General features: G+C 70.2%; 17 protein-coding genes and 3 tRNA genes. 10 read left to right on the top strand and 10 right to left on the bottom strand.

Translation table 11 applies throughout. From position 1 onward, the window contains the following. The 7 genes from ETD86_RS46155 to ETD86_RS46125 all read right to left on the bottom strand — a co-directional run. Positions 1-250: hypothetical protein (locus tag ETD86_RS46155; RefSeq protein WP_211370729.1), on the bottom strand; the 250-nt coding region annotated here is incomplete at its 3' end. A 60-nt stretch (positions 251-310) separates the two neighbouring features. Continuing rightward, positions 311-667 carry a hypothetical protein gene (locus ETD86_RS46150; RefSeq protein WP_138672965.1) on the bottom strand — a complete coding sequence of 119 codons (357 nt, stop codon included), beginning with the start codon at positions 665-667 and terminating at the stop codon, positions 311-313. A 43-nt stretch (positions 668-710) separates the two neighbouring features. After that, positions 711-785 (bottom strand) — tRNA-Val (locus tag ETD86_RS46145). Positions 786-790: 5 nt separating this feature from the next. Then, a tRNA-Cys gene (locus ETD86_RS46140) sits at positions 791-861 on the bottom strand. A 15-nt stretch (positions 862-876) separates the two neighbouring features. Then, positions 877-948 (bottom strand) — tRNA-Gly (locus tag ETD86_RS46135). Positions 949-1,025: 77 nt separating this feature from the next. Further along, positions 1,026-1,751: an SDR family NAD(P)-dependent oxidoreductase gene (locus tag ETD86_RS46130; protein WP_138672964.1), complete on the bottom strand. Its 726-nt coding sequence runs from the start codon at positions 1,749-1,751 to the stop codon at positions 1,026-1,028. A 15-nt stretch (positions 1,752-1,766) separates the two neighbouring features. After that, positions 1,767-2,972: a hypothetical protein gene (locus ETD86_RS46125; protein ID WP_246149302.1), complete on the bottom strand. Its 1,206-nt coding sequence runs from the start codon at positions 2,970-2,972 to the stop codon at positions 1,767-1,769. 78 nt (positions 2,973-3,050) lie between these two features. Between ETD86_RS46125 and ETD86_RS46120 the strand changes: the two genes are divergently transcribed. From ETD86_RS46120 to hutH, 3 genes are read left to right on the top strand one after another with little or no spacing between them, the layout of a single operon-like run. After that, a complete protein-coding gene (locus ETD86_RS46120) occupies positions 3,051-3,602 on the top strand; it encodes a hemerythrin domain-containing protein (RefSeq protein ID WP_246149301.1) in 552 nt (183 codons plus the stop codon). 49 nt (positions 3,603-3,651) lie between these two features. Then, positions 3,652-4,359, top strand: a complete 708-nt coding sequence (locus ETD86_RS46115) for an ArsR/SmtB family transcription factor (protein ID WP_138672963.1) — start codon at positions 3,652-3,654, stop codon at positions 4,357-4,359. Positions 4,360-4,377: 18 nt separating this feature from the next. Then, a complete protein-coding gene (gene hutH, locus ETD86_RS46110; RefSeq protein ID WP_138672962.1) occupies positions 4,378-5,928 on the top strand; it encodes a histidine ammonia-lyase in 1,551 nt (516 codons plus the stop codon). On the opposite strand, the gene ETD86_RS46105 is transcribed toward hutH, so the two are convergent. Continuing rightward, positions 5,909-6,901 (bottom strand): NAD(P)-binding domain-containing protein, encoded by a 993-nt coding sequence (locus tag ETD86_RS46105; protein ID WP_138672961.1) that lies wholly within the window; start codon positions 6,899-6,901, stop codon positions 5,909-5,911. The genes hutH and ETD86_RS46105 overlap by 20 nt on opposite strands. Positions 6,902-6,959: 58 nt before the next feature. On the opposite strand from ETD86_RS46105, the gene ETD86_RS58775 reads away from it, so the two are divergent. Genes ETD86_RS58775 through ETD86_RS46080 form a run of 6 tightly spaced genes read left to right on the top strand, consistent with a single transcriptional unit; the run spans position 6,960 to position 10,269 of the window. After that, on the top strand, positions 6,960-7,205 hold the full coding sequence (locus tag ETD86_RS58775) for a LysR family transcriptional regulator (RefSeq protein ID WP_246149300.1): 246 nt from the start codon (positions 6,960-6,962) through the stop codon (positions 7,203-7,205). Then, the gene (locus ETD86_RS46100) at positions 7,205-7,741 is read left to right on the top strand and encodes a LysR substrate-binding domain-containing protein (RefSeq protein ID WP_246149299.1); all 537 of its coding nucleotides are present in this window, start codon (positions 7,205-7,207) and stop codon (positions 7,739-7,741) included. Before ETD86_RS58775 ends, ETD86_RS46100 begins: the two co-directional genes overlap by 1 nt. Then, positions 7,675-8,703, top strand: coding sequence for a chorismate-binding protein (locus ETD86_RS46095; RefSeq protein WP_138672960.1), 1,029 nt, complete (start codon positions 7,675-7,677; stop codon positions 8,701-8,703). Before ETD86_RS46100 ends, ETD86_RS46095 begins: the two co-directional genes overlap by 67 nt. Continuing rightward, positions 8,700-9,530 carry an aminotransferase class IV gene (locus tag ETD86_RS46090; protein ID WP_211370728.1) on the top strand — a complete coding sequence of 277 codons (831 nt, stop codon included), beginning with the start codon at positions 8,700-8,702 and terminating at the stop codon, positions 9,528-9,530. The genes ETD86_RS46095 and ETD86_RS46090 overlap by 4 nt, the downstream gene beginning before the upstream one ends. After that, complete coding sequence (locus ETD86_RS46085; protein ID WP_138672959.1) at positions 9,527-9,757, top strand: hypothetical protein; 231 nt, start codon at positions 9,527-9,529, stop codon at positions 9,755-9,757. The genes ETD86_RS46090 and ETD86_RS46085 overlap by 4 nt, the downstream gene beginning before the upstream one ends. Positions 9,758-9,780: 23 nt before the next feature. Further along, entirely contained in the window at positions 9,781-10,269 is a 489-nt protein-coding gene (locus tag ETD86_RS46080) for a hypothetical protein (RefSeq protein WP_138672958.1), read from the top strand. A gap of 11 nt (positions 10,270-10,280) precedes the next feature. Here the strand turns inward: ETD86_RS46080 and ETD86_RS46075 are convergent, their stop codons facing one another. After that, positions 10,281-11,672, bottom strand: a complete 1,392-nt coding sequence (locus tag ETD86_RS46075; protein ID WP_138672957.1) for an LVIVD repeat-containing protein — start codon at positions 11,670-11,672, stop codon at positions 10,281-10,283. Positions 11,673-11,767: 95 nt separating this feature from the next. Here ETD86_RS46075 and ETD86_RS46070 point away from each other — a divergent pair, with 95 nt between their 5' ends. Then, positions 11,768-12,367, top strand: a complete 600-nt coding sequence (locus tag ETD86_RS46070) for a DUF305 domain-containing protein (protein ID WP_246149298.1) — start codon at positions 11,768-11,770, stop codon at positions 12,365-12,367. A 181-nt stretch (positions 12,368-12,548) separates the two neighbouring features. Here ETD86_RS46070 and ETD86_RS46065 read toward each other — a convergent pair whose 3' ends face one another. Further along, positions 12,549-12,965 (bottom strand): SsgA family sporulation/cell division regulator, encoded by a 417-nt coding sequence (locus ETD86_RS46065; protein ID WP_020547189.1) that lies wholly within the window; start codon positions 12,963-12,965, stop codon positions 12,549-12,551. Positions 12,966-13,347: the final 382 nt, after the last annotated feature.

The raw sequence follows: 13,347 nt of genomic DNA, 5'->3' as shown, positions 1-13,347 counted from the left end.
GCCCCACCCGCGACGCCCCGAACCCGGACCACCGGAACACGGCATACGCCCCGGCCGTGAGCGTCAAGGCGAAGCCCGCCAGGGTGACCACCGCCATCACCATCGGCCCCTGACCCAGGCCGGGAAACACCAAGGCCCCCGCGAACGGCCGGCCGAGCAGGAACCCGCCCACGGGCGGCAGGGCGGCGAGGCCCGAGACGGCGAACGCGATACCCGCGGTCGCGAGCAGGAACGTGCCAGTCGACTTCACCACGCCCCGGTAACTGCCCGCTCAGCGCGCCCCCGTGCGCGGACCGGGCAGCCGCCCAGGTCAGAGGCGCTGCGCCCGAAGCAGCCGCGCGAGCCGGAACGACGCCAGCACGCTCACGCCCAGATGACCCGACACGAGGGCGATCTGGTAGACCCGCTGGCCCGCCGTCAGATCGTGCCGGCGACGTCCCTGGCGATCAGCGACCACCCCGGCGAGCAGCCCCGTGTTGAACCCCCGGCCACCGGGAGGAAGCCCGCTGGCGACTGATGCACACGGTGAGCATCGTCCCCGATCCGGCACCTTGAGGGCGGCTGCCGGTTCTGGTTGCCACCGGCCGGAGCGACCGGCATGCGGGGTCTGCCCGAACAGCCCGGCGCGGTATTCGCTTGAAGTGCAGGCCGGCGCGTTCGGATCCATAGTTGGAAAACAGAAACCCCAGGTCAGCGACCTGGGGTTTGTCTGGTGGACGATACTGGGATTGAACCAGTGACCTCTTCCGTGTCAGGGAAGCGCTCTCCCGCTGAGCTAATCGTCCTTGTGAGGTGGCGACGGGATTTGAACCCGTGTGGACGGCTTTGCAGGCCGCTGCCTCGCCTCTCGGCCACGCCACCGAGCCGGAAGCTCCGAGCGGAAGACGGGATTCGAACCCGCGACCCTCACCTTGGCAAGGTGATGCTCTACCACTGAGCCACTTCCGCGTCCGCCCCCGTCGGGGCGACGAGAGAACTCTAGCGAATCCTGGCCGAGTCCCCAAACTGGATTACGCCCGCGCACGTCAGCTGTGGCCGCCGTTGACCGTGACACGCTGTCCCGTGATGAAGGCGCCACCGTCCGACGCCAGGAACGACACCGCCGCCGCCACGTCCTCCGGCGTGCCCATCCGGCGCAACGGCACCTCCTCCAGGTAACCGCTCTGGTCGAGTCCGGCGTGCCGCTCCACGGGGATCCAGCCGGGCGCGACGACGTTGACCGTGATGCCGTACGGGCCGAGCTCGCGCGCCCATGCCTCGGTCAGCGCGTGCTGGGCGCCCTTGGCCGCGATGTACGCCGACATGCCGGGCAGATTGCGGTCGACGACGTCGGAGCCGATCTGGATGACGCGGCCGCCGCCCCGCTCCCGCATGCCGGGCAGCACCGCCTGCACCAGCAGCGTGGGGCTCTTGACGAAGAAACGCAGCTGGTCGAGGTGCGCCTCCCAGGTGATGTCCGGCAGCGCGATCAAGGGCTGCGGGCCGGTGGCGTTGGCCACCAGCACGTCCACCGGGCCGAGCCGTCCGGTGATCCGGTCGACCAGGTCGGCCACGCCCGCCTCGTCGGTGACGTCGGCGAGGAAACCCTCGGCGGCGCCGCCGGCCGTGCGGATCTCGTCCACGACCCGCTCGACGCCGTCGGCGTCCTTGCGGGAGTTGACGGCGACGGCCAGGCCGTCCGCGGCGAGCCTGCGCGCGATCACGGCCCCCAGACCGCGGGACGCGCCGGTGACAAGGGCGACTGAGGTCATGAAAGAGACCTTAGATCAGCGGCTGACCGCCGCCTCCACCTCGAAGCGGTAGTCCTGGCCGGAGATGGCGCGGTTGTCGTCGATGACCCGCTCCGACGGCGGCTGCTCGCCTCCCATGATCGCCTCCTGCATCTTCGAGAACCGCTCGTGGGCCTCCCGAACGTAGCCGGTCCCGAGGGTGGTGTAGTCGATCTGGGTCGAGAGCAGGTCCCGCACGTAGGCCTTGTTCGGCTCGAACGTCACCGGCGGCGGCAGGGCCGGGGCCAGCACCTGGTCGGGGTCGCGGCCGTCGAACCGCTTGAACAGCTCGGCCGCGAGGCGCAGGTGCTCCAGCTCCATGCCCAGGTGCAGCTCCCAGATGTTCTTCACCTTGGGGTCGGACTCGGTCTCCATGAACGAGTAGTACAGGTAGCACTCGTTGTATTCGTGGTTGAGCAGCATCTCCCACCAGCTCTCGCCCGGATCGACGAGCGACTCGTAGTGGGTGACGTGCTCCTCCTCGATCAGCCCGATCTCCTGGTAGAGCTGGCGGGCGATCGGCTCCATGTGCATCGGCCCGACGTTCATGTAGAAGTTCATCGTCTGCTGCTCGGCCGCCATGATGGTCAGCGCGTGCAGGCGGGACAGCGGCTCGGTCCTGGTCCGGTCGTACGGCTCCCGCACGTTGTCCATGGGGTCACGATGGTGCAGGTAAGTGGGCCGTCCGGGCATGACCTCGGTCAGGTTGTCGACGATCTTCTCGGCCTTGCGGTGCTCGATCATCTCGTACAGGTTGGCGTACCGGTAGAGGTGGTCGAAGTCCTCCAGCACCCCGAACTGGTAGGCCTGCCGCAGGTACGGGTCCGGCTCCATGCGCGCGACCCACGAGGTCAGGTCCACGGCGACCTGCTCGTACGCGATCGTCGTCTCCAGCACCGAGGCGACGCCGGGCAGCAGCCAGTTGACGACCCTCTGCTGCTGGGCCTCGAGGTAGCGCACGCGGGCCAGCTGCCGCCTGAGCTCGGTGTCCGGGCAGTGGCGGGCCAGCTGGTGACTGAACAGGATCGCCTCCGTCTCGATGCCGTTCATCGTGATGATCCGGCACCGGGTGTACGGGTCGGCGTGGTCGGGGTCGATGGGCGTGACGTTCAGCTCGCGCCAGTCGCGCATCTGCTCGTCCAGCGGGATACCCCGCTCCTGCAACGGGTCGAAGGCCATGTCGCCGCCCGTACCCGGCGGCACCCCCGTGTTAAGTCCTCGAACGGCTGGGGTTCGGTAAGGAAACGCGTGCCGGCCCGGGGGCCCGGGTAAGGCGCTGACGTGGCTGAACAAGATGTGATCGAGCTCCTGATGGCTCAGCACGGGCAGATCAGGGACCTGTTCGACGAGGTCGAGCAGGCGCCGCCGGACAAGGTGGAGGCGGCCTTCGGACGGTTGACGCGGATGTTGTCCGTGCACGAGACCGCCGAGGAGGAGATCGTCCACCCGTACGCGCGCAGAAAGCTCGACAACGGGCAGGGCGTGGTCGCCGACCGGCTGCACGAGGAGAACCGCGCCAAGCGACTCCTCCTCGACCTGCACAACGACGGTGTGGACCATCCCCGGTTCTGGGAGCGTCTCGCCGAGCTGCGCACGGCCGTCCAGGCGCACGCGCGAGGCGAGGAACGGTACGAGTTCACGAGGCTGCGCGCGCACACCTCCACGGCCGAGCGGCGGGCCATGGGCGCGGCGGTGCGGGCGGCGGAGAGTCTCGCGCCGGTGCGTCCGCACCCCGGCACGGAGTCGGCCACCAAGAACCTGCTGCTGGGAACGCCCCTGGCGGTGATGGACCGGGCCCGTGAGCTGATCCGCAAGGCTCTCGGAAAGGTCTGAAGGCATCCTTCGACGCTGGGCGAAATATCGGCGTATTACTGTCGGAAGCATGGAGCACATCGCCCGAGACGCCGACATCGCGCCCGTCGCCGCCCTCATCGCGGACCCGACCCGGGCGGCCATCCTGACGGCCCTGCTCGACGGGCGGGCGCTGGCGGCCGGCGAGCTGGCCAGGGTGGCGGGCGTCAGCGCCGCCACCGCCAGCTCGCATCTGGCCAGGCTGCTCGACGGCCGGCTGGTCGACGTCGTACGCCAGGGCCGCCACCGCTACTACCGGCTGGCCGGCCACGAGGTGGCCGAGGTGCTGGAGGTGCTGGCCAGGATCAGCGCCCGCCCGCCCGTACGCTCGCTGCGCCAGTCCCGGCAGGCCAGGCTGCTGGAGGAGGCCCGCACCTGCTACGACCACCTCGCGGGCCGCGCCGGGGTGGGGCTCCTCGACGGGCTCAGGGCAGGCGGCTACTACACGGGCCACGACCTGACCGGCGCGGGGGAGCGGCTGCTTGCCGGGCTCGGCGTGGACGTGGCGGGCGCACGGCACTCGCGGCGCAGGTTCGCGCCCGAGTGCCTGGACTGGACCGAGCGCAGATCGCACCTGGGCGGGGCGCTGGGGGCGGCGGTCGCGGAGGCGCTGTTCGACCGCGGATGGTTCCGGCGCGGGAGCGTGCCCAGGGCGGTGATCGTCACCGACGAGGGCAGAGAGGGGCTGTCGGCATTGTCACCAAGTAAGGAGCTAACATCGCATACGCCGGTTACCTAGCAGCGAGAGAGACCCATCATGCGCGACAACGGAGTCGTGAACGTCGGCCCCGAGCCCCTGACCTTCCATGACGTGATCGAGGTGGCCCGCAACGGGGCCGCCGTCCGGCTCACCGACGACGCGGTGGCCGCCATGTCGGCCGCCCGCCAGCGGGTGGACGAGCTGGCCGAGAGCCCGGTGCCCGTGTACGGCATCTCGACGGGGTTCGGGGCGCTGGCCACCCGGCACATCGACCCGGCGCTGCGCACCCAGCTCCAGCGCTCCCTCGTGCGCTCCCACGCGGCCGGCAGCGGCCCCGAGGTGGAGACCGAGGTCGTGCGCGCGCTCATGCTGCTGCGCCTGCGCACGCTCGCCTCCGGCCACACCGGCATCAGGCCGAACACCGCCAAGACCCTGGCCGCCCTGCTCAGCGCCGGGGTCACGCCGATCGTGCACGAGTACGGCAGCCTCGGCTGCTCGGGCGACCTGGCGCCGCTGGCGCACGTGGCGCTCACGCTGATGGGCGAGGGCGTCGTACGCGACCAGGACGGCAAGATCCAGCCGGCCGGCGAGGCGCTCAAGCAGGCCCACATCGAGCCCGTGGAGCTGGCCGCCAAGGAGGGCCTGGCGCTCATCAACGGCACGGACGGCATGCTCGGCATGCTCGTCCTCGCCATCGCGGACCTCACCAGGCTCGTCAGGACCGCCGACGTGAGCGCCGCGATGAGCGTGGAGGCGCTGCTGGGCACCGACCGGGTGTTCGCCCCCGAGCTGCAGGCGCTGCGCCCGCACCCGGGACAGGCGCAGTCCGCTGCCAATATGACGAAAATTCTGCAGAACTCGGGCATCATGGCGAGCCACCGCGACCCGGAGGCGTGCACCCGCGTCCAGGACGCCTACTCGCTGCGCTGCGCCCCCCAGGTCGCCGGGGCCGCCCGCGACACGATCGCGCACGCCTCCACCGTGGCCGGGTGGGAGCTGGCCAGCGCCGTCGACAACCCGGCCGTGCTGGCCGACGGCCGCGTGGAGTCCAACGGCAACTTCCACGGCGCGCCGATCGCGTACGTCCTGGACTTCCTGGCCGTCGTGGCCGCCGACCTGGCGTCGATGTCCGAGCGCCGTACCGACCGGTTCCTGGACGTGGCGCGCAACCACGGGCTGCCTCCGTTCCTGGCCGACGACCCCGGCGTTGACTCCGGGCACATGATCGCCCAGTACACGCAGGCCGCGATCGTCTCCGAGATGAAGCGGCTGGCCGTGCCCGCGAGCGTGGACTCCATCCCCAGCTCGGCCATGCAGGAGGACCACGTGTCCATGGGCTGGTCGGCCGCGCGCAAGTTGCGCAGGTCGATCGACGGCCTCACCCGGGTGCTGGCCGTCGAGGTCCTCACCGCCGCCCGCGCGCTCGACCTGCGTGCCCCGCTGGAGCCCGCGCCCGCCACCGCGGCCGTGGTCCGGGCGCTGCGGGAGACCGTGCCCGCCCCCGGGCCCGACCGGTTCCTGGCGCCGGAGATCGACTGCGCCGTGCGCCTGGTGGCCGACGGGGGCGTGGTGGCCGCCGCCGAGTCGGTCACCGGCCTCCTGGACTGAGCGCCACGATCAGGTCCACCTCCAGCAGCAACCCGGGCATGAACAACTTCGACACCTCCACGGTGGTGCTGGCCGGGGGAGTGCCGGTGATGTACTTGCGGCGCACCGCGCCGTACTCGGCGCGGGCGTCCATGTCCGTCAGGTACGTCCTGATGAACGCGATGTCGCCGAACGTGGCGCCCTGATCGGCCAGGATGCGCGCGATGACCTGCCCGCCCTCCACATGCTCCACGACAGAGGTCAGGTCCCGGCCGCCGTACCCGGCCGCCCGCGCCTCCTGCAGCCGCGTGCGCGCCGCCGTGGCCAGCGACCCGCCGTCCCAGGCCCCCAGCTCCAGGTCCTTGACCGCGTGCGCCAGCGAGTACCGGGTCTCCTCCGAGGGCACGCGCAGCCGCTCGGCCAGCACGCCCAGCGGGGTGCCCGACAGCACGTCGATCAGCGCCTCGCGGTCCACGCCGTGTGCGCGGCCGTACGCGTACGTCTCGGCCAGCAGCACCTGCGCGGGCACCATCGCGCTCATCACGGCGATCTTCATGGCCGCGCCCGACCCCAGCGGCCCCAGCTCGCGCACGGACCCGAACACCGACAGGACCTCACGGCAGCCCGACAGATCGCCGCCGGCCAGCACGGTCAGCGTGCCGTCCGCGGCGGGGCCGACGCCGCCCAGCACCGGCGCGTCCACCAGCCCCACCTCGGCCGGCAGCAGCGCCCGCAACTCGTGCACCGCCTCCGGGCCGATCGTGGACATCTCGACCACCGTCGCGCCAGGCCGCAATCCCGGCAGCGCCGCCGTCAGCACCTCGCGCACCGCGGCCGGGTCGCTGAGCATCGTGATGACCAGGTCCGCGCCGGCCACCGCGGTAGCCGCGGGCACGCCGGTCCCGCGCCGCCACGTCGTCACCTTGTGCCCGGCCGCCACGAGCCGCCGGGCCATGGGGGCGCCCATGCGTCCCTGTCCGAGAAAAGCAATCATGCGCCCCAGTACATCCGGATGCGTGGTATTCCACCACCGACTAGATTGCATGGCAGCCATGCTTGACGCGAATACCCTCCTCCTCTTCCACGAGGTGGCCGAGACCGGCTCGTTCACCGCCGCCGCCGAGTCGCTCGGATACACCCAGTCGGCGGTCTCGCGCCGCGTCGCCGCGCTGGAACGCGACGCCGGCGGGCCGCTCTTCGAGCGCCGGGCCCGCGGGGTACGCCTGACGCCCGCCGGCGTCGCCCTCGGCGGCCCGCCGTCGAGCTGCGCCTGGTCGAAGACCTCACCGGCCGGCTGATGGAGCGGCTGCGCGCGGGGGCGCTCGACGTGGCCGTGATCAGCGACTACCCGGCGGGGCTGCCCGCCGACGCGCCCCGTACCGTGCTGCTGCGCGAGGACCGGCTGTTCGTCGCGTTGCCCGCCGGCCACCGGCTGGCCGGCGGCGCCGATGTGGACCTGCGTGACCTGGCCGAGGAGACCTGGATCGAGGCGGCCCCGCGCGGCCAGCCCACCCTGCTCGTCACCGCGTGCGCCGCCGCCGGGTTCACGCCGCGCAGCGGGCTGCGGGTGGCCGGATGGGCGGGCAAGTTCGGATGCCTCGCCGCCGGCCTCGGGGTGACGCTCGTGCCGGAGCTCGCCGCGCGGGCCGTACCGCCCGATCTGGTGCTGCGACCGCTGCGCGGGATGGCGCCGGTCCGCAAGGTGTACGCGGCCCTGCCCGAGGAGCCACTGCCCGCGGCGCTGGAGTTCGTCGAATTGCTGGGACAATGGGAGGCGTGTACGACGGCTTCGCCTACTTGGGGCACACCCTCGCCACCGGGCTGCGGGACGTGACCTCCGACCTCGCCGCGCTCGACGGCGAGGGCTGGTGGGCCGTGGTCGTCGACTACGAGGGCAAGGTGACGTGCGCCCGGTTCGACCAGGTGCGCCAGGCGCCCCTGCCCCGGCCGGCCGCTCCCTGGCACGGGCCGCACCAGGGCCAGTGGCGCAGCTCGCTCGACCGGGCCGCGTACGAGCACGGCGTGCGCGCCATCCGCGACTACATCGAGCAGGGCGAGGTCTACCAGGCGAACCTGTGCCGGATCCTGACCGCGCCCGTCCCGGCGGACGCCGACCCGCTAGCCCTGGCCGCCAAGCTCGCCGTCGGCAACCCCGCCCCCTACGGCGGCGTGTTCCAGGTGCCCGGGCTCAGCGTGGTGTCGGCCTCGCCCGAGCTCTACCTGTCGCGCCACGGCGACGTCGTGGAGTCCAGGCCGATCAAGGGCACCGGCGCGACCGCCGGCGACCTGCTCGACAAGGACTACGCGGAGAACGTCATGATCGTCGACCTGGTCCGCAACGACCTGGGCAGGGTCGCGGCCGTCGGCTCCGTCGAGGTGCCGTCGCTGTGCGCGGTCGAGGCGCACCCCGGCCTCGTCCACCTCGTCTCCACCGTGCGCGCCCGGCTGGCGCCCGGGGCGGGCTGGCCGGAGTTGTTCGCCGCGACGTTCCCGCCCGGCTCCGTCACCGGCGCGCCCAAATCGTCGGCGCTGCGCATCATCAATGAGCTCGAACCAGCACCTCGCGGCCCGTACTGTGGGGCCCTGGGCTGGGTCGACGCCGACCAGGGCAAGGCGGCGCTGGCCGTCGGCATCAGAACATTCTGGATCTCGGCACTGGACCACGGTCAAGGGGAGATCCGGTTCGGCACGGGAGCGGGCATCACGTGGGGCAGCGACCCCAGGCGCGAATGGCTCGAGACCGAGCTCAAAGCAGCCAGGCTCATCGCACTGGCGTCCACAGGAGGAAATGTATGAACATCCCTGTCTGGGTCAACGGGGAGCTGATCGACCCCGCGCGTGCCACTGTCTCGGTGTTCGACCACGGGCTGATGGTCGGCGACGGCGTGTTCGAGACCATCAAGATCGTGAACGGGCGGTCGTTCGCCCTCACCAGGCACCTCGACCGGCTCAAGCTCTCCGCCCAACGCATGGACCTGCCCGAGCCCGACCTCGAGGCCATCGCCGAGGGCATCGGCAAGTGCCTGGCGGCCGCGCCCGCCTGGGAGCTGGGCCGCATCCGCGTCACCTATACCAGCGGCCCCGGCCCGCTCGGCTCCGACCGCGGCGACCAGGGCACCACCTCCGTCGTCATCGTGGACGAGCAGAAGCCGTTCCCCGCCACCGCCAACGTCGCCGTCGTCCCCTGGCCCCGCAACGAGCGCGGCGCCCTGTCCGGGGTCAAGAGCACCTCGTACGGCGACAACGCCAAGGCCCTGCTGCACGCCAAGAAGCGCGGCGGCGGCGAGGCGATCTTCGGCAACCTCGCCGGCAACCTCTGCGAGGGCACCGGCTCCAACATCTTCATCGTCCGCGACGGCCGCCTGCTCACCCCCACCCTGGAGTCCGGCTGCCTGGCCGGCGTCACCCGGGCGCTGGTCCTCGAATGGTGCGGCGGCGAGGAGACCGACGTTCCGCTGTCGGCCCTGTACGAGGCCGAGGAGGCGTTCCTCACCTCCACTACCCGCGACGTCCAGCCGATCAAGCTGGTGGACGACACCGAGCTGCCGATCGCGCCCGGCCCGATCACCGCCAAGGCGATGCGGGTCTTCGCCGAGCGCTCCGCCGCCGACCTCGACCCGTGATCCTCTTATCCGGGGCCCGCGGCACGCGGCGGCTCCGCGCCCGCCACCTCGGGGCCGCCGCCACTGCCACCTCACGCCCGCGGGCGTCCGACTGGTGGGCGTTCGACTGGCGGGCGTCCGAACGGCGGGCGTCCGAACGGCGGGCGTCCGACTGGTGGGCGTTCGACTGGCGGGCGTCCGAACGGTGGGCGTCCGAACGGCGGCGTGTCGGGTGGCGGCGCGTATGAGCGGGGAGGGCGGTGCCGCGCCGATGCCGCCGATTTCGGAAATGGGCGCCATCGTCACCGTGGAGCGGGTGCTCGCCCGCACCCCGGCCCTCGCCGTCCGCCTGCCGATGATCCAGGCGTACGCCACCGGCTGCCTGCTGAACCTCGATGTCGTGGCCCGCAACGCCACCGCCCCCCGCAGCCTGGCGTTGCAGCTCGACTCGGCGTTCTCCGGTGAGGAGAGCACGTCGCTGCACGTCACGCTCCACTATCCGGACGGCGTCCATGTGGACTCCGGCAAGGACCACGACTGCGCGCCGCCGAGCCTCTCCTGGTTCCCCGGAGGGGTCCGCGGCGACGCGTCGTTCACTCTTTACCAGATGCCCTTGTGGTTGTTCCCGCTGCCGCCGCCCCAGGATTTCCTGCTGACCGTGGAATGGGGGTGGGCCGGCATCGCACCCGAGTACGTGTGGCTCGACGGCGCCGCCATCGCGGAGGCGGCGGCGCGGTCGGCGCATTCCTGGCCTAAGTAGGCGCCACAGCCTCAGTAGCTCTTCTGGGTCTGGACGTTGAAGTCGTCCATCCTGACCTTCTTGGCCGGGTCCGTGAGCGGGTCCTTGATCTCCAGGACGTCCAGGCCCTCGGTGATGTCGCTGGAGTAGATGTAGCCGTTGTAGTAGTACGCCGACCAGGAGCCGGCGATGACGTTGCCCTTGACCGGGCCGCGCTCGAAGTAGCCGATCTCCTTGGGGTTCGCCGAGTCGGTGAAGTCCCAGATGGACACGCCACCCTGGTACCACGACTGCACCATGATGTCCTTGCCGGGCACCGGGATCAGCGAGCCGTTGTGCGCCACGCAGTTCTCGTTCGGCCGCTGCTCCCGCGGGATCTTGAAGTAGCCCCGCCTCTCCAGCTGTCCGTTGACCAGGTCGTAGACGGCGTTGGCGCCCTTCGTGACCGGCGTGTTGCGGTCGCAGGTGGCCTGGCCGCCGCCGCCGAGCTCGTCGCTGAACACGACCTTCGTCCCGTCGTTGTTGAACGTCGCCGAGTGCCAGATCTGGAAGTTCTCGGTGTCGGTGAGCTGCTGCAGCACCTTCGGATTGACCGGGTCGGAGATGTCGAGCAGCACGCCGTCGCCGAAGCAGGCGGCCGCGGCCAGCTTCTTCTCCGGGTAGGCGGTGATGTCGTGGCAGCCGGAGGCGAGTTGGGAATGCTGGCGCTCAGGGAAGATATCCGGCTTCGCTACGACTTTTGCGGATTGGGGCGACGATAGCGGGACTTCTACGATCTGGATGAGCTCGTGCGGTGCGGGGCAGGTCTCCGAGTCGGGCTCGGGGCCGGGCGAGGAGACGTACACGTACAGGCTGTCCTGGCCGGGGACCATCGTGTGGGTGTGCGAGCCGCACTCGGTCTGGACGGCGCCCACGTACTTGGGGCTCTTCTTGTTGCTGACGTCGAAGATCCGCAGGCCCTCCCAGGACCGGTCGTTCTGGTTCGCGTCGCACTCCGGGCCGCCGATCGGCTCGTCGATGGACAAGATCAGCAGATTGTCGTAAATCGTGACGTCGTTCTGCTGCCCCGGGCAGGACACTTGGCTCACGACCTGCGGCTTCCTCGGGTCCGTGATGTCGTAGATGGAGAAACCGCCGAAGTTCCCCACGTACGCATAGTCGCCCTGGAAGGCCAGGTCCGTGTTGATGTCGTCCATCCCGGTGAACGGGGCGGTCTTCGGCACGTGGGCCACGTGCTCGACGTTGTCACTCATCATGACGCCGCCGGCCGTGCCCGTGACAGTGGCAGCTGGAGCGCTGGTCTCCTGCAGTGTGGACGCGGGTGTCGCCGGTGGCTCCTCCAGCGCCAGCGGGCCGCCCGCGCACGCGGAGGCCAGCAACAATGCCGTACACACCACCGCTCCGCGCAACTTTGCAGAGATCAACGCATATCCCCTTTGTCTCGTAGTTCAGTATGGAAGCTATGTCAGCAGGTTCATGGCCGCGCACGGTCTTCGTCACAGTTATGGTTACTTTTGCCGTGGCTGCCTGCTCTCAGCAGCCGGTCCACCAGAGCGGGCCGGTCGGCACGGACGCGCCCGTCGTGGTGCCGGGCAGTCCCGGGGCCCCGGCCCGTACGGCGACTCCGGGGGAGCGGATCGGGCAGCCGCCGAAGGCGGCGGTGGCCTCGGACGTACGTTTCGCGGAGGCAATGATCCCCCACCACCGCCAGGCACTGGAGATGACCTCCTTAGTGAACGACCGGACCACCACGCCGGTGATCCGCGCGGTCGCCCGCTCCATCACGGCCGCCCAGACCCCGGAGATCAAGGCTATGACCGCCTGGCTCACCGAGTTGGGCCGCCAGGCACCGACCGGCCACGAGCACGATCAGGCGGCGAGCTTCGGGATGGCCACAACACAGGAGCTCAACGCGCTGCGCGCCGCCCGCGGAACCACCTTCGACCGCCTGTTCCTGCAGCTGATGACCAGACACCACCAGGGCGCGGTGAAGATGGCGGGCGAAGAGCTGACGAACGGGCGCGACCAGCGTATGCGGATGCTCGCCAAGGACGTGTACTCGGGCCAGAGCATAGAGATCGCCCGAATGAACAAGGCCCTGGAATCGTTGCCCGCCTAGCCACCGAAAGAGAAGATAGCTGCTGAAAGGGAAGATCGATCTGAAAAGGGATGATCGTCCTCGAAAAGTGGAGACCGCCCTCGAAAAGGAGATCGTCCTCGAAAGGGAACCCGGCCCTCAAAACGGAAACGGCCCCGCCCGTCGTGCGGGCGAGGCCGTCCGTGTGCCTAGGGGGAGTTGGTCAAGAGGGCCACAGCATGTTCGTCAGCTCGGCGTCCAGATCCATGAAGTCGGTCTCACGCCCCGCCGGCACCTTCTCGTAGGTGCGATGCAGGAACTCGGTCAGCGGCGCGAGGGGCACTTCGAAGAGCGCCTGCCCGAACGGCGACGTGAGGCTGATGTGGAGCGTGCGCTCGCCATCGGCACGAGCCGGCCACACCTGTACGTCGCCGTCGCCGACACGCCTCACGATGCCCACGGTCAGCAACTCGCGGGCGAAGATCCACTCGACCGGCTCGTCGTTCCCTACGTGGAAGGCCATGCGGATGGCGTACGGATCGTCGGCTGTGTAACTCAGTCCGGCGAGCAGGGGGACGGTAGTACGGTCGGGGACCACAAGCCGAAGGCCAAGCTCGGCGGAGACGGTGGTGCTGTTCATCGTCAGCCAAACCTTTTTCGTCGTAGGTCCCCTCTTCGGGGCTTTCACTGCTCTGCGGACTTCGTCCTGAGCTATGACGCGGAACGAAGAAACCTGTAGGAAAGATTCCGCCTCAGGGGCCTTCTGTAACGCACATCACAGCTGGACATTTAGGCATCTACCAGGCTAAACGGCATCAATCGGGTCGTATTTGCAAGGGTTTTGCGTCCTGTGGAGCCTGCCCCGGCGCGCCGACCATGAACGTTTCTGCGAAAAGATCACGATCGGCTCCTTCCGGAGTCCACCCGCATCTTGGCCTGGCCGTCGTCCTCGATCGCGCGCTGCCCGTCGACCAGCAGCCGGGTCTCGCTCAGCTCCAGGGCGATGCCGTCGGCGCAGACCT

This window comes from Nonomuraea turkmeniaca, from assembly GCF_005889735.1.
Lineage (GTDB): Bacteria > Actinomycetota > Actinomycetes > Streptosporangiales > Streptosporangiaceae > Nonomuraea > Nonomuraea turkmeniaca.
This window is presented reverse-complemented; position numbering and strand designations above follow the sequence as displayed.